General features: G+C 67.3%; 26 protein-coding genes. 17 read left to right on the forward strand and 9 right to left on the reverse strand.

The window, feature by feature from the left end:
- The first annotated feature begins 63 nt into the window (after nucleotides 1-63).
- Entirely contained in the window at nucleotides 64-1,314 is a 1,251-nt protein-coding gene (locus AC5FRZ_RS01770) for an ArsR/SmtB family transcription factor (protein WP_493563711.1), read from the forward strand.
- Nucleotides 1,315-1,367: 53 nt separating this feature from the next.
- On the opposite strand, the gene AC5FRZ_RS01775 is transcribed toward AC5FRZ_RS01770, so the two are convergent.
- Together AC5FRZ_RS01775 and AC5FRZ_RS01780 are read right to left on the reverse strand one after the other, a co-directional pair.
- Nucleotides 1,368-1,832 carry a PaaI family thioesterase gene (locus AC5FRZ_RS01775; RefSeq protein ID WP_493563712.1) on the reverse strand — a complete coding sequence of 155 codons (465 nt, stop codon included), beginning with the start codon at nucleotides 1,830-1,832 and terminating at the stop codon, nucleotides 1,368-1,370.
- A gap of 361 nt (nucleotides 1,833-2,193) precedes the next feature.
- Entirely contained in the window at nucleotides 2,194-3,333 is a 1,140-nt protein-coding gene (locus tag AC5FRZ_RS01780; protein ID WP_493563713.1) for a thiolase family protein, read from the reverse strand.
- 136 nt (nucleotides 3,334-3,469) lie between these two features.
- Between AC5FRZ_RS01780 and AC5FRZ_RS01785 the strand changes: the two genes are divergently transcribed.
- The 3 genes from AC5FRZ_RS01785 to AC5FRZ_RS01795 are packed head-to-tail and all read left to right on the forward strand — an operon-like array spanning nucleotide 3,470 to nucleotide 6,912.
- A complete protein-coding gene (locus AC5FRZ_RS01785) occupies nucleotides 3,470-4,837 on the forward strand; it encodes an ATP-binding protein (protein ID WP_170093133.1) in 1,368 nt (455 codons plus the stop codon).
- A 39-nt stretch (nucleotides 4,838-4,876) separates the two neighbouring features.
- Nucleotides 4,877-5,713, forward strand: a complete 837-nt coding sequence (locus tag AC5FRZ_RS01790) for an MBL fold metallo-hydrolase (RefSeq protein WP_372479863.1) — start codon at nucleotides 4,877-4,879, stop codon at nucleotides 5,711-5,713.
- Nucleotides 5,710-6,912, forward strand: a complete 1,203-nt coding sequence (locus AC5FRZ_RS01795) for a DUF418 domain-containing protein (protein ID WP_493563714.1) — start codon at nucleotides 5,710-5,712, stop codon at nucleotides 6,910-6,912. The genes AC5FRZ_RS01790 and AC5FRZ_RS01795 overlap by 4 nt, the downstream gene beginning before the upstream one ends.
- A 15-nt stretch (nucleotides 6,913-6,927) precedes the next feature.
- Here the strand turns inward: AC5FRZ_RS01795 and AC5FRZ_RS01800 are convergent, their stop codons facing one another.
- Nucleotides 6,928-7,875: a DUF5787 family protein gene (locus tag AC5FRZ_RS01800; RefSeq protein ID WP_493563715.1), complete on the reverse strand. Its 948-nt coding sequence runs from the start codon at nucleotides 7,873-7,875 to the stop codon at nucleotides 6,928-6,930.
- Between the two features lie 94 nt (nucleotides 7,876-7,969).
- Between AC5FRZ_RS01800 and AC5FRZ_RS01805 the strand changes: the two genes are divergently transcribed.
- From AC5FRZ_RS01805 to AC5FRZ_RS01830, 6 genes are all read left to right on the forward strand, one after another.
- Nucleotides 7,970-8,383: a response regulator gene (locus tag AC5FRZ_RS01805; protein ID WP_170093137.1), complete on the forward strand. Its 414-nt coding sequence runs from the start codon at nucleotides 7,970-7,972 to the stop codon at nucleotides 8,381-8,383.
- Nucleotides 8,384-8,493: 110 nt separating this feature from the next.
- On the forward strand, nucleotides 8,494-9,726 hold the full coding sequence (locus AC5FRZ_RS01810; RefSeq protein ID WP_153554804.1) for a translation initiation factor IF-2 subunit gamma: 1,233 nt from the start codon (nucleotides 8,494-8,496) through the stop codon (nucleotides 9,724-9,726).
- On the forward strand, nucleotides 9,723-10,100 hold the full coding sequence (locus AC5FRZ_RS01815; RefSeq protein ID WP_153554803.1) for a PIN domain-containing protein: 378 nt from the start codon (nucleotides 9,723-9,725) through the stop codon (nucleotides 10,098-10,100). The genes AC5FRZ_RS01810 and AC5FRZ_RS01815 overlap by 4 nt, the downstream gene beginning before the upstream one ends.
- 1 nt (nucleotide 10,101) lies before the next feature.
- Nucleotides 10,102-10,680, forward strand: coding sequence for a DNA-directed RNA polymerase (locus tag AC5FRZ_RS01820; protein WP_153554802.1), 579 nt, complete (start codon nucleotides 10,102-10,104; stop codon nucleotides 10,678-10,680).
- On the forward strand, nucleotides 10,680-10,877 hold the full coding sequence (gene spt4 / locus AC5FRZ_RS01825; RefSeq protein ID WP_206039116.1) for a transcription elongation factor subunit Spt4: 198 nt from the start codon (nucleotides 10,680-10,682) through the stop codon (nucleotides 10,875-10,877). Before AC5FRZ_RS01820 ends, spt4 begins: the two co-directional genes overlap by 1 nt.
- 1 nt (nucleotide 10,878) lies before the next feature.
- On the forward strand, nucleotides 10,879-11,415 hold the full coding sequence (locus tag AC5FRZ_RS01830; protein WP_493563716.1) for a GTP-dependent dephospho-CoA kinase family protein: 537 nt from the start codon (nucleotides 10,879-10,881) through the stop codon (nucleotides 11,413-11,415).
- Between the two features lie 9 nt (nucleotides 11,416-11,424).
- On the opposite strand, the gene AC5FRZ_RS01835 is transcribed toward AC5FRZ_RS01830, so the two are convergent.
- Nucleotides 11,425-11,574: a rubrerythrin-like domain-containing protein gene (locus AC5FRZ_RS01835; protein WP_153554800.1), complete on the reverse strand. Its 150-nt coding sequence runs from the start codon at nucleotides 11,572-11,574 to the stop codon at nucleotides 11,425-11,427.
- A gap of 73 nt (nucleotides 11,575-11,647) precedes the next feature.
- Complete coding sequence (locus AC5FRZ_RS01840; protein WP_493565069.1) at nucleotides 11,648-12,652, reverse strand: methyltransferase domain-containing protein; 1,005 nt, start codon at nucleotides 12,650-12,652, stop codon at nucleotides 11,648-11,650.
- A 151-nt stretch (nucleotides 12,653-12,803) separates the two neighbouring features.
- On the opposite strand from AC5FRZ_RS01840, the gene AC5FRZ_RS01845 reads away from it, so the two are divergent.
- The 6 genes from AC5FRZ_RS01845 (at nucleotide 12,804) to hisH (ending at nucleotide 16,383) form a co-directional block, all read left to right on the forward strand.
- Nucleotides 12,804-13,364 (forward strand): TATA-box-binding protein, encoded by a 561-nt coding sequence (locus AC5FRZ_RS01845; RefSeq protein WP_015761700.1) that lies wholly within the window; start codon nucleotides 12,804-12,806, stop codon nucleotides 13,362-13,364.
- A 78-nt stretch (nucleotides 13,365-13,442) separates the two neighbouring features.
- Nucleotides 13,443-13,814, forward strand: coding sequence for a DUF7473 family protein (locus tag AC5FRZ_RS01850; protein ID WP_372479860.1), 372 nt, complete (start codon nucleotides 13,443-13,445; stop codon nucleotides 13,812-13,814).
- A 75-nt stretch (nucleotides 13,815-13,889) separates the two neighbouring features.
- On the forward strand, nucleotides 13,890-14,039 hold the full coding sequence (locus AC5FRZ_RS01855) for a 50S ribosomal protein L40e (RefSeq protein ID WP_015761698.1): 150 nt from the start codon (nucleotides 13,890-13,892) through the stop codon (nucleotides 14,037-14,039).
- A gap of 63 nt (nucleotides 14,040-14,102) precedes the next feature.
- Complete coding sequence (locus AC5FRZ_RS01860) at nucleotides 14,103-14,546, forward strand: DUF3592 domain-containing protein (protein ID WP_493563717.1); 444 nt, start codon at nucleotides 14,103-14,105, stop codon at nucleotides 14,544-14,546.
- Nucleotides 14,547-14,666: 120 nt separating this feature from the next.
- Nucleotides 14,667-15,254, forward strand: a complete 588-nt coding sequence (locus tag AC5FRZ_RS01865) for a uracil-DNA glycosylase (protein WP_372479858.1) — start codon at nucleotides 14,667-14,669, stop codon at nucleotides 15,252-15,254.
- A gap of 484 nt (nucleotides 15,255-15,738) precedes the next feature.
- A complete protein-coding gene (gene hisH, locus AC5FRZ_RS01870) occupies nucleotides 15,739-16,383 on the forward strand; it encodes an imidazole glycerol phosphate synthase subunit HisH (protein ID WP_493563718.1) in 645 nt (214 codons plus the stop codon).
- A gap of 47 nt (nucleotides 16,384-16,430) precedes the next feature.
- On the opposite strand, the gene AC5FRZ_RS01875 is transcribed toward hisH, so the two are convergent.
- Together AC5FRZ_RS01875 and AC5FRZ_RS01880 are read right to left on the reverse strand one after the other, a co-directional pair.
- Nucleotides 16,431-16,688, reverse strand: a complete 258-nt coding sequence (locus tag AC5FRZ_RS01875; protein ID WP_493563719.1) for a HalOD1 output domain-containing protein — start codon at nucleotides 16,686-16,688, stop codon at nucleotides 16,431-16,433.
- Nucleotides 16,685-16,873, reverse strand: coding sequence for a hypothetical protein (locus AC5FRZ_RS01880; RefSeq protein ID WP_372479855.1), 189 nt, complete (start codon nucleotides 16,871-16,873; stop codon nucleotides 16,685-16,687). Before AC5FRZ_RS01880 ends, AC5FRZ_RS01875 begins: the two co-directional genes overlap by 4 nt.
- Nucleotides 16,874-17,076: 203 nt before the next feature.
- Here AC5FRZ_RS01880 and AC5FRZ_RS01885 point away from each other — a divergent pair, with 203 nt between their 5' ends.
- Nucleotides 17,077-17,733: a helix-turn-helix domain-containing protein gene (locus AC5FRZ_RS01885; protein WP_493563720.1), complete on the forward strand. Its 657-nt coding sequence runs from the start codon at nucleotides 17,077-17,079 to the stop codon at nucleotides 17,731-17,733.
- Between the two features lie 13 nt (nucleotides 17,734-17,746).
- Here AC5FRZ_RS01885 and AC5FRZ_RS01890 read toward each other — a convergent pair whose 3' ends face one another.
- Both AC5FRZ_RS01890 and AC5FRZ_RS01895 read right to left on the reverse strand, forming a co-directional pair.
- Nucleotides 17,747-18,064, reverse strand: coding sequence for an ArsR family transcriptional regulator (locus AC5FRZ_RS01890; protein ID WP_493563721.1), 318 nt, complete (start codon nucleotides 18,062-18,064; stop codon nucleotides 17,747-17,749).
- 98 nt (nucleotides 18,065-18,162) lie between these two features.
- Nucleotides 18,163-19,950 carry a histidine kinase N-terminal 7TM domain-containing protein gene (locus tag AC5FRZ_RS01895; protein ID WP_493563722.1) on the reverse strand — a complete coding sequence of 596 codons (1,788 nt, stop codon included), beginning with the start codon at nucleotides 19,948-19,950 and terminating at the stop codon, nucleotides 18,163-18,165.
- Nucleotides 19,951-20,057: the final 107 nt, after the last annotated feature.

Genomic DNA, 20,057 nt, shown 5'->3' on the forward strand with positions numbered 1-20,057 from the left:
AATCGCCGTTGAACACAGAGACACCACTAAATGCTTGGTGGCTCTCTGCTTCAGACGACCAGTATGTCGCTGTTGCCCTCCTCGCGCTCGGAGACCGAGTCGTCCCAGGACGGATCGCTGCAGTTGCTCGACGTCGACGACGAGGAAGCCGACGCGGTCTTCGACGCGCTCTCCTCGCAGACGACGCGGACGGTGCTCGCGGAGATCCACCGCACGCCGGGCACCCCTGGGGAACTCGCAGAGCGAGCGGACACGACGATCCAGAACGTCATGTATCACATCGAGAAGCTCGAAGCGGTGGATCTCGTCCGGGTCACCGAGACTCGGTACTCCGCCCGGGGCAAAGAGATGGCAGTGTACGGCCCGTGTGAGAACCCGGCCGTCGTGTTCCTCGGCACCGACGACCGCAAACAGAGTCTCATCGCGAAGCTCAAACGATTCCTCGGTGGCTTCCTCGTCTTCGGGCTCCTGTACGCACTGTTCGAGACAGCGACGGAACTGGTCAGCGGTATCGAGCAGCCGGCCGTGTCGGGGGCCTCGAACCCGAAGACGATACTCGTTCCGGCGACGGGGGCCGTCACGACCCTCATCGTGACGTACGTCTCCGCCGACGGCCAACGGACCGTCCCGTTCGACCCCCGCCGGCTCTCTGAGCTCAACACGATGCAACGACGAACACTCCTCGCGTCGTGCATACTCCTCGTCGGCGTGTGCACGACACCGGTCGCCCTGGCGTACAGCCCTGCGGTTTCGGACGACTACTTCCACCACGCGCCGTCGGCGTCGATCTCCGCGACGCCGGCCGACGCCGGTGTCCCGGACCTCCCGAACCAGACCGTCCACCTCGTCGTCACCGGCGACAACGACGCGCTGGAAGCCCCACTCACCGAGCGACTCTCCGCGACGCTCCGCGATCGGGGTGCCACCGTCCGACACCGCGACGAGGTCGGAGACGTCTCCGGCAGCCTCCTGGTCGTGCGCTTCGAGACGACCACGTTCGATGCCGGCGGTCTCACGCGGGACGCCAACGTCACGACGCAGTTCGCCTACGTCGAATCGGGCGACGGGGCAGCGGCCGAACGGATCGTCGCCAGCAAGCAGCGCTCGTTCCGTGGTGGGGCCGACTTCCCGTCGAACACGACCGGGCAGGCCGCTGGCGGTGCGTTCGTCTTCGAACGGGCCGGCGGCACGGGGTCGCCGCTGACCACGATCAAGCGCACGAACAGTAGCGCCGAGGCGTTCACCAACGAGACCGCCGCGCTCGTCGGTGACCGAACCGTGTCATACGCGTTCGGACAGGACATCTGGAACTGACGCCGCTGGCTGTCTCCGTCGTCGACTCTTTCCCGTCCCGGCGGCGACGTGTGTCACTCCTCGGACTGCTGTCCCGCGCCGCCGTTGGCGGGTTCGACGTCGGTGCCGTCGGTCCAGGGGGTCGCCTCGCCCTGTCCACCGGTCTTGTAGACGCCGCGAGCGCTGGCCACGTGGTGGTCGTCGGCGTCGTACACCTCGATGTCGACGGTCGCCACGCTCGCTCCCGACCGGACCACGTCGGCGACAGCCCGCAAGTCCGCGGTCGCCGGCGCGAGGTAGTCGATTCGCATGTCGATCGTCGGCGAGACGGACTCGGACTTCGAGACGACGGCCGCGCCGCCGACGGTGTCGGCCAGCGAGAACGTGACGCCGCCGTGGGCGATCTGTCCGCCGGGGTTCGAGGAGTGCTCTTCGCGCAGCGGCAGGCGGCCCTCAGCGTGACCGTCCGCCACCTCGTCGAATTCGATACCCAGCTCCGCGGCGAACGGGATCTGTTCGAACATCGCTCCGATTTCCATACCACCCCCAGCGTCGCCGAACGGATAAACCTGCGAGAACGCCCCGAAACTGGCGTTCTGTGGTCTGTCACGGACCGGCTCGCTTCGCTCGCGCACCACTCCTCGAAAAACGTGGGCGAAAAAACCGACCCTCGCTGCGCTCGGTTCGGCGAACCGGCTCGCTTCGCTCGCCGGACGCTGGTGTTACTGAGGCAGGCGGAACTCGATGGCCTGGCCTTGCACCACCATCTTTTTCCGCTGCGGGTTTCCTCGTTCGTTTCACTCACTGCGGAACCACTTGCGCAAAAACCTGGGCAAAAAAACCGACCCTCGCTGCGCTCGGTTCGGCGAACCGGCTCGCTGCGCTCGCCGGACGCTGGGGCTACTGGGGTAGGTGGAACTCGATAGCCTGGCCTTGCCCGAAGCCGACACACTCGGTCGCCAGCCCGAGTTCGGCGTCGCGTTTGTTCATCTCGTGGATCAGCGTCACGGGCAGGCGTGCGCCGCTGGCTCCCAGTGGGTGGCCGATCGCGATGGCCCCGCCGTTGACGTTGAAGATGTCGTCGTCGAAGCCCAGTTCGCGCTGGCAGTACAGCGTCTGGCTGGCGAAGGCCTCGTTGAGTTCGACCAGATCGTACTCTTCGGGGTCGCGACCGGTCCGCTCACACAGCGACTCGACGGCCGGAACGGGACCGATGCCCATGACCGTCGGGTCGACGCCGGCCACCGAGTGGTCGCCGACTTCCGCCAGCACGTCGAGCCCGTGTTCCTCGGCGAAGGCCTCCGAAGTGATCATGAGGCCGGCAGCGCCGTCCGAGACCTGCGAGGCGTTGCCGGGCGTGATGGAGCCGTCGGACTTGAAGACGGTCGGGAGTTCGCCCAGCTTCTCCAGCGTGGTGTCGGGGCGAATGCCCTCGTCGGCGTCGACGGGGCCGTCGTCGGTCTCGATCGGGACGATCTCGTCGCCGAACCGCCCGGACTCGGTTGCCTCGGCGGCGCGTTGCTGGCTCCGCAGGGCGTACTCGTCCTGTTCCTGGCGGGCGACGTCGTACTCGTCGGCGACTTTCTCGGCGGTCATCCCCATCTGTAGCTCGCCGATGTTGTACAGCTCGGCGAGCTTCGGGTGGACGTTGTGCGTGTTCTCGCCCATCTTGACCCGAGACATCGACTCGACGCCTCCGGCGATCACACACTCGCGCTGTCCGGCGGCGATGGCGTCTGCGGCGGTCGTGATCGCCTGTGCCGAGGAGGCACACCAGCGGTTGACCGTCGTCCCCGGCACCGACTCGCCGAGGTCCGAGAGCAGCGCGATCACGCGGGCGAGGTTGTTGCCCTGTTCGTCGCGCTGCTGGGCACAGCCCCACACGAGGTCGTCGACCTGCGCGGACTCGACGCCCGTGCTCGCGAGCATCTGGTTGATCAGCGGGACCGAGAGGTCCTCGCTTCGCGTGTCGGCGTACACGCCGTCTTCTTTGCCCTGGGGCGTTCGTACCGCGTCGACGACGACTGGTGTCCGTGTCATACACCCACCGTAGAGCGCAGCCGTGTTAAAATCTCACAAACTCGGAGGCCGGTGTCGTCCGTTTACCCCGCGACCTCCTCCCACGGACGCCCCGGTTCGATTCACTTATCCCCGTGCCCGGCGTACGTGGCTGGGAATGAGTGATCCGGAGCTAGATATCGTCGAGTTCTTGCTGACGACGAAGATCTACACCGAACAGCGTGATCTGGAACCCGACGATCTCCCGCCGGGGTACCGGGCCGCGTTCTGGACCGACGGGGAGATCGAGCGGCCGCTGACGCCGACGAGCAGCGCGGCCACGACCGCCACCGGCATCGAACGGCCCTGGGAGGCCGTCTCGGGACTGATGTTTACCGACCGCGACGAGTTCTCCGGCGCGATCTCCTTTACCGACCGGGAGATGGCCGAGGAGTGGTACGAGAAGCGCACCGACGCCCAGCGCCTCCAGCGCAACCCCGTCATGGCCGCGGCCTTCGAGGACCGCGTCGACGGCGTCGACTACGAGAGCGCGCGCCAGCAGAACCGCCCCGCCCGCGCCGACCGGGCGCTGATCGACGCCTTGCTGGACGAGGCCTTCGACGAGGAGGAAGAAGAGGAGGGAATGCTCGATCTCGTCGAGGTCCGGGCACCCGAGGAAGTCGACATGACGATGGACCAGCTCGTCCTCACGCCCGATCAGGAGGCCGAGATCCACAAGATCGTCAAGGCCATCGAGCACCGCGACTACCTGGCCCAGATCGGGCTGCGCGAGATCGGGAAGCTCCTCTTTGTCGGACCACCGGGCACGGGCAAGACCAGCGTCGCCCGCGCGCTCGCACAGGATCTGGACCTCCCCTTCGTCGAGGTGAAGCTGTCGATGATCACCTCCCAGTATCTCGGCGAGACGGCCAAGAACGTCGAGAAGACCTTCGAGGTGGCAAAGCGACTCTCGCCGTGTATCCTCTTTATGGACGAGTTCGACTTCGTCGCCAAGACCCGCTCCTCGGACGAGCACGCGGCGATCAAGCGCGCGGTCAACACGCTGCTGAAGTCCATCGACGAGGTCAGCCTCATCCAGGACGACGTGCTCCTGATCGGCGCGACCAACCACCCCGACCAGCTCGACGCCGCGGCCTGGCGGCGCTTCGACGAGATCGTCAACTTCCCCAAGCCCGACCGCGACATGCGCTCGGACATCCTCCGGGTGGTCACCCAGGAGATGGAGATCGTCGACTTCGAGCCCGACGAGCTGGCCGAGATCACCGAGGGCCTGACCGGCAGTGACCTCCGGCTCGTCCTCCGCGAGGCGGTACTGGAAGCACTGACCGAGGAACGGACGACGCTCACCCAGCAGGACCTCCGGGACGCCGTCACCGACTTCGAGGAACGGGACAACCTCAAGAACATGGACATGATCGAGGGCGACCACGACGCGCTGGTCGCTGGCGGCGACATCTCGGGGACCGACGAGGACTCCGAAGCGGCGTCTGACGGCGGCCACGACCACCACGATCACGACCACTGACCGCCACGCCTTTGTCCGCGAGGGACCCATCCGGAGACGATGCAGGTCACGCTGCTGGGAACGGGGGACACGACGGGGACGCCGACGGTCGGGTGTGACTGTGCCACCTGCGAGCGCGCTCGCGACCGCGGCGTCGAACGGACTCGCTTTTCCGTCCACGTCGAAGGTGCGAGCGGCGAATCGCTCCTGATCGACTTCAGTCCCGACTTCCGCCAGCAGTTCCTCCGCGAGTCGGTCCCGCTGCCGGACGCGGCGGTGGTCACGCACGTCCACTTCGATCACCTCGACGGGCTGGGCAACGTCTACCGGCTGGTCGACTCGCTGCCGGTGTACGCCGCCGACGAGACGGACCCCCAGACCGGCACGAGCGTCGCCGGGACGATCCGGGACCGCTATCACTACCTCGACCGGATCTCCGTCCACGGACGGACGCCCTTCCAGCGCTTCGAGGCGGCGGGCTTCGAGGTGACGCTGGTGCCGGTCGTCCACCCGCCGCTCGTCTCGTACGGCCTCCGCGTCGACGATCCCGACAGCGGCGCGAGCCTCGCGATCTCGGGGGACACGAGCTACGCGATCGACGAGGACGCCCGCGACGTGTTGCGTGGCGCGGATCTCGCGCTCGTCGAGGGGATCGTCCACGACGACCTCTGCTCGCACCACCCGGCCGGCGGCGATCACTACGACGACGCCGGCCGACCACGGACGTTCGGGACCAAACACATGACCCTGACCGGTGCCCGCGCGCTGGCGGAGGACCTCGCCGCCGACCGGTATCGGATCGTCCACACCGCCCACTTCGTTCCGCCCGAACAGGCCTTTCGCGACGACGTCGCGGTCGACGGCCAGCGGTTCGACCTCGCGGGGGCGAAGCGATGAGCGACGCCGCCACGCCCACGCCGCCATCGGACCGGATCGTGAGCCTCGACGCCATCCGCGGGCTGGCGGTGCTGGGCATCCTCCTCATCAACGTCTGGGTGTTCGCGATGCCCGAGTCGGTGTTGCTCAACCCCCAGACGTACGGCGACCTCACCGGCGCGAACTACTGGGCGTGGCTGGCCGCCCACGTCTTCGCGAAGTCGAAGTTCATCACGCTGTTCTCGGCGCTGTTCGGCGCGGGCATCCTGCTGTTTACCGACAGCAAGCGCCGGGACGGCGAGGCAGCGATGGGGCTGTACTACCGGCGGATCGGCTGGCTCCTCCTCGCCGGGCTCGGCCACGCCTACCTCCTGTGGTACGGCGACGTGCTCGTCGCCTACGCCCTCTGTGGGCTCTTGCTCGTCTCCTTTCGCAACCGCGAGCCGGCGGTGCTCGCCCGCCTCGGCGTGCTCTTCTTGCTGGCACCGTTCGCCACCGAGCTGTTCGCCGCTATCGCTCAGGGGCCGTCCGTGATCGCCCAGCAGTGGCAGCCCCCGGCGGCGACTCTCCAGCAGGAGGTCGCGACCTACCGCTCGGGGTGGCTCGCCCAGATGGACCACCGCGTCCCGACGGCGTTTCGGCGACAGACCTCTGGCTTCGTCGGGTCGACGCTGTGGCGTGCCGGCGGCTCGATGTTCCTGGGGATGGCCCTCTATCGCTGGGGCGTGCTGACCGGCGAGCGCTCGACGCAGTTTTACCGCCGGCTCGTCGCCGTCGGCGTCGTCGGCCTCCTGGTCGTGCTGGCCGGCGTCTGGTACATCGAGGCCAACGACTGGTCGGCCGACGCCGCGATGTACTGGCGGCAGTTCAACCACTGGGGGAGCCTGCTCGTGGCCGGTGGCTACGTCGGTGCGGTGACGCTGTACACGCGTTGGCGACCGACGGGCATCGTCACCCGGACGCTGGCGGCCGTCGGGCGCACCGCCTTCACGAACTACCTGTTCCAGACGGTCCTCGCCACGTCGATCTTCTACGGCCACGGGCTGGGGCTGTTCGGGCGGCTCGACCGCGTCGAACTGCTGGGCGTGGTCGTCGTGATCTGGGTCGTCCAGATCCTGCTGTCGGTCGTGTGGCTCCGATTCTTCCGCTTCGGTCCGGTCGAGTGGTGCTGGCGGACTCTGACCTACGGCGAGCGCCAGCCCGTGTGGCGCGGCGAGTGAGCGACCGCCGGAGTCTCACAGGAACCGGTCGAGTCCCGACTGTCGACGCGCTCGCCCCTCCGGCTCGGGGTCCCAGGGCGTCCGCTCGGCCCGTAGTCGGTCGGCGTCGACCTCGGGGGGCTCGGCGGGCTCGAACCCGCCACAGTCGCTGTCGCACTCGCTGTTGGCGTGGACCGGTCGCTCTTTCCACTCGCAGTAGGGCAGGCCGTCGTCGTCGGGCGAACAGCGCGCACACGGCGGCAGGTCGTAGGACCGCCATCCCTTCCCGTAGGCCCGCTCGGCGATGCGACGGCGCAGTCGCGCTTTCTCGGCGGCGCTGACGATCCGGATCTCCGTCCGTCCGGGCTCCTGGGCGACGAGTTCGACGCCGGGCTCGTCGACCGGGAGCTGGGCGGGCTCGCGGCGCACCTCGCGGTCGCCGGTCTCGGGATCGAACCGCCAGACGCCGACTTCCGCTGGCAGTCGGTTGAGGTGGGCGCGGGTGACGTGGGAGGCCGTCGCGAGGACGACCGCGTCGACGGCCGCCAGCGACACGTCGGTTCGCAACTGGCGCTCAAGGTCGCCCGGCCGATCGAGGTCGGGCTTGTTCTCGACGGCGACGAGACGGTCGAACCAGTCGGGATAGCGCGTCGTCTGGCGGACGTACGTGCGACCGTTGCGTCGCTCGCGCTCGAAGAAGCCTCGCTCGCTCGCCAGTTCGAGGGCGCGCTCGGCCCGCTCGGGATGGCAGTCGAAGGCGTCTTTCCAGTAGCGGGCCCGGCCCGGCCCCACGTCGGCCTCGACGGCCGCGCTCGGGAGGCGTTCGGGCGTGATCGCCACGCGCTCTTCGAACGCCGGACCGGGCTCGACCTGGACGACATCGAGCACGCGGCGGCCGTGGACGCTCGCCCCGAGCTGGCGGGCCACGATCCCGTCGCGCTCGATCGCCCGACAGAGCCCGACCTCGAAAGCAAACTCGCGCACACCGTCGTCCAGGGCGGCGACGGTCAAAAACGGCGCGGCGACCGCTCCACGCAGCATGGTATTTTATACCGTGGCGGAGAATAGATGGGGGGAGATGGCACCCGTGGGTGACGGCGGTGGGAACGCGAGCGCGATCGACGTACTGGTGGTCGACGACGAGCCACAGATGGCAGAGCTGGTCGGGACCTATCTCGAACGGACCGGCGACGACCTCGACGTAGCGACGGCGACCAGCGTCGGCCAGGGGCTCGACGCGCTGGACGACCGCTTCGACTGCGTGGTCAGTGACTACCACATGCCACAGATGGACGGGCTGACCTTCCTCGAACGCGTCCGCGAGCGGCTCCCCGACGCCGTTCGCATCCTCTATACGAGCGACGGCGACGCCGAGTTGATGATCGAGGCACGCGACGCGGACGTCGACTACGTCCACAAGCAGTTCTCGACCAAACAGTACGCGGCGATGGCGACACACATCCGTCGGCGCACGGCCACCGACTCCGTCTGACAGCCACGTCCGGTCGAATCGTGCGTCGTGCTCCCAAGCGACCGTTGTGTGGCCGAAACAGTAGGTTTATCACTCGCAGGGGGCGAACCACTACCAAGATTACTCCCGAGATGACATCGCACAACCAACCGGAGGTGAACATCGGACTCGTCGGCCACGTCGACCACGGAAAGACGACGCTGGTCCAGGCTCTCTCAGGCGAATGGACGGACCAGCACTCCGAGGAGATGAAACGTGGTATCTCTATCCGTCTGGGCTACGCAGACGCCACGTTCCGTCGCTGTCCCGATGCCGACGAACCCGACGCGTTCACCGCGGCCGAGCACTGTGAAGAACACGACGTCGACACCGAACCGTTGCGAACGGTCTCGTTCGTCGACGCGCCGGGTCACGAGACGCTGATGGCGACGATGCTGTCGGGTGCCGCCATCATGGACGGTGCCGTCCTCGTCGTCTCCGCGACCGAGGACGTGCCACAGGCACAGACCGAAGAGCACCTGATGGCACTGGACATCATCGGCATCGACAACATCGTCATCGCTCAGAACAAGGTCGACCTGGTCGACCGCGAGCGTGCCCAGGACAACTACGAGCAGATCAAGGAGTTCGTCTCCGGCACCGTCGCCGAAGACGCACCGATCGTCCCGATCAGCGCGGGCCAGGAAGTGAACCTCGACCTGCTCATCGACGCGATCGAACGCGAGATCCCGACGCCGGAGCGTGACCCTGACGCCGACGCACGGATGCTCGTCGCACGGAGCTTCGACATCAACCGTCCGGGAACGACCTGGGAGAACCTCAAGGGCGGCGTCCTCGGTGGTTCGCTGGTCGACGGCCAGCTCGAAGCCGACGACGAGATCGAACTCCGTCCCGGCCGCGAGGTCGAGGAAGGCGGCCAGAGCGAGTGGCAGCCGGTGACGACCGACGTGCGATCGCTCCAGGCCGGCGGCGAGTCGGTCGACGCCGCCACCCCCGGCGGACTGCTGGGTGTCGGCACCGGACTCGATCCGTCGATCACGAAAGGTGACGCGCTGGCCGGTCGCGTGGCCGGACCGCCCGGCACGCTCCCGCCGACCCACGAGCGCTTCGAGATGGATGTCGATCTGCTCGAACGCATCGTCGGCGAGGACGGCGGCGAGGTCGAAGCGATCTCGACCGGCGAACCGCTCATGTTGACGATCGGGACCGCGACGACGGTCGGCTCGGTCACGAGTGCTCGCGGCGGCGAGTGCGAAGTCGCACTCAAGCGGCCGGTCTGTGCCGAGGCCGGCGCGAAGATCGCGATCAACCGACGTGTCGGTGCCCGATGGCGGCTCATCGGCGTCGGCACGCTCCGGGAATGATCCTCCTGGACACGAACGCACTCATGATGCCGGTCGAATGCAACGTCCGTCTGTTCGCGGAACTCGATCGCCTCGGATTCGACGAGACCGACTGTCTCGTCCCTCGGTCCGTCCTCGCCGAACTCGACAAACTCTCGGTGGGCGCGGGGGCGGAAGCGACCGCGGCCAGCGTGGGCCGGGATCTCGCGGACCGCTGTTCGGTCCGGGAGGCGGCGGCCGACTACGCGGACGACGCGATGGTCGAACTGGCCGGCGACGACGACGTGACACACGCCGTGACGAACGACGCACCCCTCAAACGACGGTTGCTGGACCGTGGCGTTCCAGTAATTAGTTTAAGGGGCCGGAACAAACTCGCCATTACTCAACCATAACATGTACAAACGGGTTCGACTCCGCGACACGGTCGAAGTGCCTCCGCGGCACCTCGCAGACGTGTCTCCGGATCTGGTCAAGAAGCTCCTGCAGGACAAGCTCGAAGGACGAATGGACGAAGACGTGGGTTCGGTCGTCTCCGTCATCGACGTCAAGGACATCGGCGAGGGCGCGGTCCTCCCGAACAAGCCCGGCGTCTACTACGAGGCCGAGTTCGACGCGCTCACCTTCGACCCACAGATGCAGGAAGTCGTCGACGGCGAGGTCGTCGAAGTGGTCAACTTCGGTGCCTTCGTCGGCATCGGGCCGGTCGACGGCCTGCTCCACGTCTCCCAGATCAGCGACGAGTATCTGGCCTACGACGAGGAGGGACAGGCACTCGCCTCCCGCGAGTCCAACCGGACCCTGGGGACCGGCGACGCCGTCCGCGCACGCATCGTGACCAAGAGCATCGACGAGCGCAACCCCCGCGACTCCAAGATCGGCCTCACGGCCAAGCAGGTCGGTCTGGGCAAGCACGGCTGGCTCCAGGAGGAACGGGAGAAACGCGCCGCCGAGGCGGAAGCCGGTGATAGCTGATGGCTGATCGCCTCGTCTGTCGTGACTGTCACCGCGTCCAGCCTTCGGAAGCCGAAGAGTCCTGCGAGATCTGTGGCTCGACGTCGCTGACCGAAGACTGGGCCGGCTACGTCGTCATCGCCCACCCCGAGACCTCCGAGATCGCCGCGGAGATGGAAGTAACCGAGCCCGGCCAGTACGCACTGAAAGTCCGCTAACGTGTCTTCGCTCCGCCTCGACCTCCCGTCGTCGCTTCGCCACGAACTCAAAGAGCCGCTGGGTCCGATCTACACCGACGCCGACGAACTGCTGACGGCCGCCGCCGAGCCGATCGTCGCCGTCGGCGACATCGTCACCTACCACCTGCTGGAGGCCGGCTACACGCCAGCGGTCGCGTTCGTCGACGATCGCACCAAGCGCGCCGCGGTCGATCCGGAAGTTCGAGACGCCGTCGGCGGGTTCGACCACTGCCGGACCGTCGACAACCCGGCGGGGACGATCACCGGCTCCCTGATCGGCGCGCTCAGCAGGGGGCTCGGCGAGGACGGGACGACGCTGATCCGGGTCGACGGCGAGGAGGACCTGGCGGCGCTGCCGGCCGTGCTCGCGGTCCCGGAAGGCGCGACCGTCGTCTACGGCCAGCCAGACGAGGGGATGGTGCTGGTGACCGCCGACGCGGCCGCTCGCGAGCGCTGCCGGGACCTCATCGGACGGATGGACGGGCCGGCCGACGAACTGCTCGCGGCGCTGTCCTGACTGCCGTCGCTATTCTGCGTTCGCCGCGTGGACGGCCCGCATCGCCCCGCCACACGCCTCGCACTCCTGGGGTGCGTGTTCCGTCTGGACGCGCCGATCACAGCGGCGACACTCGTAGACGTGGTCGCCGTCGTCGTGTGGTGTCGACCAGAGTGGCATGTGTGATAGTCTGTAACACGCGAACGCAGAAGGATCTGACGGTCGCCTCACTATTTTCGGCCGCCGGACCGAATCAGACCAGCACGTGGACGTGGCGAACGAGCGAGCGATGCACTCGACGCTCGAAGCGGTCCTCGACGGTCCAGCCGGCCGCCTCGGCGGCGTCTTCCCACGAGCGGTCCGCGACCAGCACGGCCCGCGGGGCGATCCGCTTGGCCTCCGTGAGCGCACCCGAAACGACGGCGTCCAGTTCGCCCTCGATCTTGGACTGGCGGCCGTAGGGGGCGTCGAAGACGACGGCGTCGGCGGCGTCGTCCCGGAGCGGGAGGGCGGTGGCGTCGGCACGGGCGACGGCGAAGTCGTCGAGGAAGGCGTCGAGGTTCTCGCGCGCGCCCCGGACCATCTTTTCCTGTGCGTCGGTCCCGACCACGTCGGCACCCGTCAGGCCGGCCTCGATGAGGATGCCGCCGGTGCCACACATCGGGTCGACGACGCGCCGGCCCGCCCGCGCACCGGCGATGTTGACGATTGCGCGGGCTTCCATCGGATCCATACTGCCGGGCTGGGTGAAGGGGCGATCCATCGGCGCGCGCTCGCCGTAGTCCCGGACTGAGGCGCTCTCCAGCCACGCGAGCGCACAGACGCCGTCGGCGTCGGCGGCGACTTCGCTGGCGTCGGTGGCCTGCTGGTGGCCCGCCGAGAAGAGCGCCCGGAGCTCGTGGTCCGGATCGTCGAGGTCGACGGTAAAGCCCCGTTCGACCAGTCGTTGTCCGAGCTCGCGCTCGGCGCGCTCGGTGTCGATCCCGGTCGTCGATCGCACGTCGACCGCGCGGACGGCGACGCTGCCGGTGCGGTCGACGTTCGCGGCGTCGAGGGTCACGCTGGCGCTGTCGACGGTCGGCTCGCAGGTGGCGAGCAGTTCGCTGGCCCGCCGGGTGAACGCCAGGGTGCGCACGCGGTCGGTGATCCCCCGTGCGGTCGCCAGTCCGGGCGCGCGGAGGCTCACGTCGGTCGCCGCGCTGGCCGCTTCCCTGGCTGCGAAGCGATCGTCCTGGCCGGCGAGTTCGAGGACGTACACGCCCGACGGTGGGTGCCAGTGGGGTTTCAGGGTGCCGATCCGTTCGCTCTCGGAGCGACGACGAGACGGCCGTGTGCTCGCTCCAGTGTGAGATCTGTCAGTCCATGCCATCAACCTTTATAAGTCTTAAATACGTGTTTTAAGTCGAGACATGGTTGACCCCAAGGAAACCATCAATATCGAAAACGTCGTCGCCTCGACTGGCATTGGGCAAGAACTCGACCTCCAGAGCGTGGCGATGGACCTGGAAGGGGCGGACTACGATCCCGAGCAGTTCCCGGGGCTGGTCTATCGGACCCAGGACCCCAAGTCGGCAGCGCTGATCTTCCGATCGGGGAAGATCGTCTGTACCGGTGCGAAAAGCACCGACGACGTCCACCAGAGTCTGCGCATCGTCTTCGACAAGCTCCGCGATCTGAACATCCAGGTCGACGACGACCCGGAGATCGTCGTCCAGAACATCGTCACGTCGGCCGACCTCGGTCGGACGCTGAACCTCAACGCGATCGCGATCGGGCTGGGGCTGGAGAACATCGAGTACGAGCCCGAGCAGTTCCCCGGCCTCGTCTATCGGCTCGACGATCCCGACGTGGTCGCCCTGCTCTTCGGTTCGGGGAAACTCGTCATCACGGGTGGGAAAGAGCCCGACGACGCCAAGGAGGCCGTCGACAAGATCGTCTCCCGACTCGAAGACCTCGGCCTGCTGGAATAGCGCGACGACGCCTCTCGTCTTCTCTCTGGCCGGCACGCCTTCGATGCATCCTTTAGCGGGCCAGCCGTACCGTCGGCTATGTTCGGCCTCCTGCAGACGGGTATCGCTGGCGGCGGGCTGGTAGCGATCGCCGTGACGCTGCTCGTGACCTGGCTGTTCTACGGCGTGACCCTCCACCTGGCGGCCGTGTTCTTCATCGGCGACGTCCCGAGCCAGCGGGCCGCCTACGCGGCGATCGCACCGGCGGTCGTCTCCCTGCTCCTCCAGCAGTACACCGGCACGGGCCTGCTCGTCCTGGTGACCGTCGCCGCCACGCTCGCGACCGATCTGTTCTCGATCAGCTACGTCTACCGCCTCAAGTGGCGCTCTGCCATGCCCCTCGTTGCTCTCCACTTCGCCTTCGCTGGAGTGCTCGGGTTCGCGTTCAACAACATCTTCGGGCTGGTCTGATACGCGCGGCCGTCGTCGAGACCGAAAGCGAGCCGATTCGGAAACGCTTAACCGCGCCGACGGGAATGGACGCGTATGGCTAAGTTCGAAGAAGCGTCCGAGCGGCTCCTCAACAAGCAGATCTGCATGCGGTGTAACGCTCGCAACCCGGCCCGAACAGAGAAGTGCCGCAAGTGTGGCTACAAGAAGCTCCGACCGAAGGCCAGCGAACCCCGCTCGGCCTGATCGGCTCTTCTCTCCGCGTTCACCGACCGGTAGTCATACGACCATCCCGGTTGAGACGATCGTATGGTCTCGCTCCCGTTGCTGGCGGCCTTTACGACTGGCCTGGCCGTCGCTGGCTACGGACTGGCCCGATACTTTCGACGGGCGCGACGCGATCCCTACGACGCGACGACGACCGGCACGGTCGTCGAGTCGGACCTCGACGCCGAGACGAGCGCCCGGCGTGGGGACTACACGCCCGCGGTCAGCTACGAGTACGTGGTCGACGGCGTGACCTACCGACACGACCGCGTGCGGGCCAACACCGACCCGCTCTCGCGCCGCGGCGCCACCGTGTTGCTCGGCGAGTTCCACGAGGACGCCGAGGTGACCGTCCACTACGACGCCGACGACCCCGAGCGGGCGGTCCTCGTCCCGCCCGAGGGCGGTCAGTCCTGGCTCGTGCTCGTCGTGGCCGGCTTCCTCGTGGCCATCGCCGCCGCCGCGCTCGCTGTGGCGGGCGTCTGATACGACCGGCTGTACATCTGTGAACGATTTCGCCACCCCGGGGTGGCGAAGATCGTCACGAAGGTACAGCCAGCAGTATGAACGACGAGCGCTTTTGTCCGTCCCGCCACAGGGCCGAGTATGGAGCAGATGGACGGGCTGCAGGTGATCGACTGTGAGCGCTGTGGCGACCTCGTCGACTCCCGGTCTCGGATCGTCGACGGGACCGGACCGCCGGAGGCAGACCTCCTGTTCGTCGGCGAGGCCCCCGGCGCGCAGGAAGACGCCGACGGGGAGCCGTTCGTCGGTCGCAGCGGCGACGTACTGGACGACGCCCTGCGCGAGGCGGGACTCGATCGGGGCGACGTACGCATCACCAACTGCGTGCGCTGTCGCCCGCCCGACAACCGCGACCCCCGGCAGGCGGAGCTGGCCAACTGCCGCCCCTATCTCGAACGCGAGATCGAACTGGTCGACCCGGAGCTGATCGTGACCCTGGGGAAGGTGCCGGCCGAGCACCTGCTGGAACGGGACGTGGCCGTCACGAGCGAGGCCGGCGACGTGTTCGACCCCGAGATCGGCGGCCAGCGCCGCGAACTGCTGGTCTCGGTCCATCCAGCGGCGACGCTGTACGACCGGAGTCAGGCAGACACCTTCACCGACGCCATCGCGACGGCCGCCGACTACACGGACGAGGACAGTGGGCAACGGCGGCTCGGTGATTTCTAGCGAGGGGCAGCCCGAACGAAGTGAGGGCTGGCCCTCGATATGCGAGCGGTGACGAGCGGAACCGCGAGCAGCGGCGTCGAACGAAGTGAGGGCTGGCCCTCGATATGCGAGCGGTGACGAGCGGAACCGCGAGCAGCGGTGTCGAACGAAGTGAGACGGACAGTTGTAGCCGTCTGCCAGTGATCGCCAACGCGGCTGGCGATCACTGGCGAGCACGTACGACTGTTCGTCTGTGGCTGGCCCTCGATATGCGAGCGGTGACGAGCGGAACCGCGAGCAGCGGTGTCGAACGAAGTGAGACGGACAGTTGTAGCCGTCTGCCAGTGATCGCCAACGCGGCTGGCGATCACTGGCGAGCACGTACGACTGTTCGTCTGTGGCTGGCCCTCGATATGCGAGCGGTGACGAGCGGAACCGCGAGTAGTGGAGGCGCAAGGTTCGACGGAACAGGAAGCGACTTAGGAGCGTCTCGCGAAGGCTACGTATGGCCACGAAACAGACCGCCGCCGAGGTGGTCGTCGTCGACTACGGGCTGGGGAACCTCCGGAGTGTCACCCGCGGGCTCGAACGGGCCGGTGCGGACGTGACTCTCTCGGCGGACCCCGCCGAGTTCGCCGCGGCCGACGGTATCGTTCTGCCGGGCGTCGGCGCGTTCAGCGAAGGGATGGACAACGCCGGTCCGTTCCGCGAGGCACTGGTCGAGGAGGCCGAGGCCGGGACGCCGCTCTTTGGCATCTGTCTCGGGATGCAGATGCTCCTGACGACGAGCGAAGAGGCCGACCACGAGGGCCAGGGCGACGCCGAGGGGCTCGATCTGGTGCCGGGAAAGAACGTCCGCTTTCGGACCGACCAGACCGTCCCGCATATGGGCTGGAACGAGCTCAACGTCCAGCGCGATCACCCGCTCGTGGACGGTGTGGATGGCGAGTACGCATACTTCGTACACTCGTACTACGCCGAACCGGACGACGACGACGCCGTCGTCGCGACGACCGACTACGGGACCGACTTCGCCAGCATCGTCGCCAACGAGGCCGGTAACGTCTTCGGCACTCAGTTCCACCCCGAAAAGTCGGGAGAGACGGGACTCCGGATCTTGCGCAACTACGTGGACATCTGCGCAGAGTAGCGTCGCCGCGTCCGGCCGCGCCGTCGGCGTGGCCGTTCACCAAGTGGTCAGGCCGATTCTCCGTCGACCGTGATGAACCGGTCGTGGTCGACGGTGACCGTGTGGCCGTCGACTGTGATCGTGAGCTGCCACTCGCCGTCGTGGCGACCAAGCTGGTCCAGCGCTTCGGTGTGTATCTCGTCGTACAGGACGAACTCCAGATCGAGGGCCGAGACGCCGCGATAGCGGGCGATCGCCTCCAGCACGACAGTCGAGAGCGGCTGCCCGCCGGTGCTGGGCGACCCAGCCAGTGCGTGGTCGGTCACCCGGGGGCCCCGTCGAGTTCGACGATCGTCGCTTCCCAGTCTGGCCCGCTGTCACTGGTTCGACAGAGCCACGGTCGCCCGACAGTGAGATCGTTGTCGTGGGCTCGCTGCAGCAGTGCTGTGAGTGCGGCCTGAAACTCCGCGTCGGTCGTAACGTCTCCTTGATATGGATTGTCTCGTGTCATAATAATCCTCGGACTGTCTGCAGATACGATCCAACTGATTCGGGACTCCCGAATCGTGGGATCTGCACACGGTTGTCCGTACAGGGTCAAGCCGTGCCAGCTTTAAAAACCCCCGAGAACACCATGGTATGCCATGCATGTAATTCCGACATGACATTCAATCCAGCCTACAACTCTTTGCGCGTCCCCGTGTCACTCCAATAATGAGCGTCATTGCTGATCTGCGGGTTCCCGCGACGAAGTTCGAGCTCGGGCGCATTCTCGCGATGGAACAGCCGGTCTCGGTCGTGCTCGAGACGATGGTGCCGATGGGCCAACAGACGGTCCCGTTCTTCTGGGTCCACGACCACGACCGCGATGTCTTCGAGGAGGCGGTCCGGGAACACCACGCCGTCGAGCGTCTGCGCGAGGTCGAGGTCCACGAGCACCGCGTCCTCTACGCGTTTCGCTGGCGAACTGACAGCGACGAGCTCTTCGCCGCTTTTGCCGAGGCCGACGCCCAACTGCTGGAGGCGACGGGCCACACCGACATCTGGGAGTTCGAACTGCGCTTTCCGGACCACGAGCACCTCTCGACGTTCAAAGAGCACTGTGACGACGCCGATATCGACCTCGACGTTCGTCGCATCTACAACCCGACCAAACCCGAGAGCGGCCCCTACTACGGGCTCTCTCACGCCCAGCGTGAGGCTCTGTCGACGGCAGTCTCGGAAGGGTACTACTCGATTCCACGGCGCATCTCGACGAAAGAGCTTGGCGGCCGGCTGGGCATCTCCGACCAGGCGACGACCGAGCGACTCCGCCGGGCGATCATCACGCTGACCGAACACACGCTACTGACCGAGGACGACGGCGAGTAGACGACCGGCGCTGTCAGTCGACGGTCACCGAATCGGTCGGTGCTGTCTCGCGATCGCTCCACGCCTCGACCTCGTCGCCGTGGAACTCGACCAGCGGTTGGATCGTCTCGAACTGCGGTCCCCGAGAGACGCGCTCCGCATCTTTGTTCCACTCTGCGTATCCCATCTGCTCTAGCAGGGGGAGATGCTGGTGGTGGAGACTGATCTGTCTCAGTGGCTCGGCTCGGTCGCCGATCAGTACGTCGATGTCGACCGTCGGTTCGTCGAGGAGTGCCAGGAGGACCCCTCGTCGCTGCTCGTCGGCCAACGCCAGGTACGCCTCATCGTCCATACCGTCATTCGCTCTGCCAGCCGGATCACCATTCGCCATGGTGAATCATGTCCCGCAAAAGTTGGGGGACAGATCGTCGCCGAGAACCTGCCAGTAGCTCAGGCCGCCGACTGCTCGCCGTCTTCCTCGACCGGGACCCACAGCCGCGCCGTCGTGCCGTCGTCGACCTCGAAGTCGAGGTCCCCGCCGAGCCGGCGGGTCGCCCACGAGGCCAGCCACAGCCCCAGTCCCGTCGAGTGTTCGAGATCCGTCTCCTCGCCCGCCGCCAGCACGTCGCGTTCGTGTTCCGGGAGTCCCGGACCGTCGTCCGCGATGGCGATCTCGACGCCGCCGTCTCGGACCGTCGCGGTGACCCGGACTGGTGTTCTCTCGTCGCTCGTCTCGTCCGGCTGGGCGGTGGCGGCGTCCCGACGAGTATGGGAGTCGGGGCTCGTGGAGCCATGTTCCGCGGCGTCCTGGCGACTGTGGGAGTCGGGGCTCGTGGAGCCATGCTCCACGGCGTTTTCCACGAGCGCGACACACAGCACCCGGAGCGTGTCGGCGTCGACCGTCACGGTCACGTCGGGCACGTCCGTGGCGATGGGCACGTCGGCGTCCACGTCGTCGACGGCGTCGGAAAGCAGCGCGGCGAGTTCGACGGTGGTCGCTCGCCGATCGGCACCGAGGATTCCTTCGATGGCACGGGCCTTCTCGCCCAGATCGACGAGGTCGTCGGCCTTCCCCTCCACGGTGTCGAGCAGCTCCGAGACTTCGGTGTCGTCGGTCGCCTCGTTCGCGGCCTCGGCGAACCCGCGGACGACCGTCATGTCGTTGCGGAGGTTGTGCCGGACGACGCGGTTGAGCACCTGGAGTCGCTGCTCGCGCTGGATCTCCTCGGTGATGTCCTGCAGAACGACCGTCGAGCCGAGCCGGTCACCGCTGGCGGTCAGGGGCGTCGTCGCGAGGCTGTAGGTTCGTCGCCGACCGTCCGTGTCGACGGTCACGCGGTCCGTCTCGTCGGGGCCTGCGAACCTCTCGTCTGTCAGAAACGCGGCCAGTGGCTCCGTCAGCGCCTGCGCTTTCTCGACGCCAAGCACCGACTCGGCCGCGGCGTTGAGCGTCACGATCCGGTCGTGTTCGTCGACGACGACGACGGGGTTCCCGAGGTCTTCGATGGCCGCCCGTTCGCCCTCTCGGCGGGTCGCGGGGTGGAACTCGAACATGTCGCTGCGGACGAACGCGTAGGCGTCGAGCGCGATGTGGGGCAAGAAAAGCACCGTCGCGAAGTTCAACTCGGGGACCGGGCCGATCTCGTAGAGCCAGACGACGACCGCCGACAGGGGCGGCACCGTGCTCACGCCGACGGCGATCGCCTCTCGGCGGTAGAGTCGCCCGTAGCTGGCGACGGTGTCGAACAACACCAGACTCCCGAGCAGCGCGATCAGGACGCCGCCGGTGGCGACCACCACCGCCCACAGCCGCAGTTCGTAGGCCGTTCCCGCCAGTCCGGCTACCGCGACGACGGAGAACTCGTCCCAGACGAGCCCGTGCCAGGGGTTGGTGCCGAGCAAGACGACGGCGACGGCCGGCAGCGTCAACAGGGCGCGGTACCACGGCGTCTCCACGAGGTGGCCCCGTCCGGTGTAGGCCAGCGCGAACGCGAGAAAGTACACCGCGATCCCGGCCAGCAGCGCCCAGCCAAGCACCTCCAGGGCCAGCCGCACAGTCTCGTCGAACACCAGCAGGGAGACGGCGTAGCTGACGCTCCACAGCGCCTGGCAGGCCAGCGACAGCAGGAACCACTTCGCGCCCGGCTTCTCGCGGTAGCGCCAGAGTCGGCCCAGCAGGGTCAGGGTCCCGACCCCCGAGGCCAGCGACGCGACGACGATCCAGCTGCCGGCGATCATCTACAGATAGGAGGACAGCGAGTCACTTACCGGTGCTGGTCGTTCGGCTCTCGGTTCGTACGGAAAGCTGTCGTCGCGTACCGGTGCGCGTCGCCACGGGGTAGACG

The sequence above is a fragment of the Halomicrobium sp. HArcht1-1 genome, assembly GCF_058933285.1.

Bases quoted from the DNA above. Each gene is read 5' to 3' on its own strand.
- AC5FRZ_RS01880 (WP_372479855.1), bottom strand. From the start codon at position 16,873: ATGACACGAGACAATCCATATCAAGGAGACGTTACGACCGACGCGGAG.
- AC5FRZ_RS01770 (WP_493563711.1), top strand. From the start codon at position 64: ATGTCGCTGTTGCCCTCCTCGCGCTCGGAGACCGAGTCGTCCCAGGAC.
- AC5FRZ_RS01775 (WP_493563712.1), bottom strand. From the start codon at position 1,832: ATGGAAATCGGAGCGATGTTCGAACAGATCCCGTTCGCCGCGGAGCTG.
- hisH (WP_493563718.1), top strand. From the start codon at position 15,739: ATGGCCACGAAACAGACCGCCGCCGAGGTGGTCGTCGTCGACTACGGG.
- AC5FRZ_RS01865 (WP_372479858.1), top strand. From the start codon at position 14,667: ATGGAGCAGATGGACGGGCTGCAGGTGATCGACTGTGAGCGCTGTGGC.
- AC5FRZ_RS01790 (WP_372479863.1), top strand. From the start codon at position 4,877: ATGCAGGTCACGCTGCTGGGAACGGGGGACACGACGGGGACGCCGACG.
- AC5FRZ_RS01860 (WP_493563717.1), top strand. From the start codon at position 14,103: ATGGTCTCGCTCCCGTTGCTGGCGGCCTTTACGACTGGCCTGGCCGTC.
- AC5FRZ_RS01885 (WP_493563720.1), top strand. From the start codon at position 17,077: ATGAGCGTCATTGCTGATCTGCGGGTTCCCGCGACGAAGTTCGAGCTC.
- spt4 (WP_206039116.1), top strand. From the start codon at position 10,680: ATGGCTGATCGCCTCGTCTGTCGTGACTGTCACCGCGTCCAGCCTTCG.
- AC5FRZ_RS01785 (WP_170093133.1), top strand. From the start codon at position 3,470: ATGAGTGATCCGGAGCTAGATATCGTCGAGTTCTTGCTGACGACGAAG.
- AC5FRZ_RS01810 (WP_153554804.1), top strand. From the start codon at position 8,494: ATGACATCGCACAACCAACCGGAGGTGAACATCGGACTCGTCGGCCAC.
- AC5FRZ_RS01890 (WP_493563721.1), bottom strand. From the start codon at position 18,064: ATGGACGATGAGGCGTACCTGGCGTTGGCCGACGAGCAGCGACGAGGG.
- AC5FRZ_RS01820 (WP_153554802.1), top strand. From the start codon at position 10,102: ATGTACAAACGGGTTCGACTCCGCGACACGGTCGAAGTGCCTCCGCGG.
- AC5FRZ_RS01850 (WP_372479860.1), top strand. From the start codon at position 13,443: ATGTTCGGCCTCCTGCAGACGGGTATCGCTGGCGGCGGGCTGGTAGCG.
- AC5FRZ_RS01835 (WP_153554800.1), bottom strand. From the start codon at position 11,574: ATGCCACTCTGGTCGACACCACACGACGACGGCGACCACGTCTACGAG.
- AC5FRZ_RS01795 (WP_493563714.1), top strand. From the start codon at position 5,710: ATGAGCGACGCCGCCACGCCCACGCCGCCATCGGACCGGATCGTGAGC.
- AC5FRZ_RS01780 (WP_493563713.1), bottom strand. From the start codon at position 3,333: ATGACACGGACACCAGTCGTCGTCGACGCGGTACGAACGCCCCAGGGC.
- AC5FRZ_RS01855 (WP_015761698.1), top strand. From the start codon at position 13,890: ATGGCTAAGTTCGAAGAAGCGTCCGAGCGGCTCCTCAACAAGCAGATC.
- AC5FRZ_RS01895 (WP_493563722.1), bottom strand. From the start codon at position 19,950: ATGATCGCCGGCAGCTGGATCGTCGTCGCGTCGCTGGCCTCGGGGGTC.
- AC5FRZ_RS01805 (WP_170093137.1), top strand. From the start codon at position 7,970: ATGGCACCCGTGGGTGACGGCGGTGGGAACGCGAGCGCGATCGACGTA.
- AC5FRZ_RS01815 (WP_153554803.1), top strand. From the start codon at position 9,723: ATGATCCTCCTGGACACGAACGCACTCATGATGCCGGTCGAATGCAAC.
- AC5FRZ_RS01845 (WP_015761700.1), top strand. From the start codon at position 12,804: ATGGTTGACCCCAAGGAAACCATCAATATCGAAAACGTCGTCGCCTCG.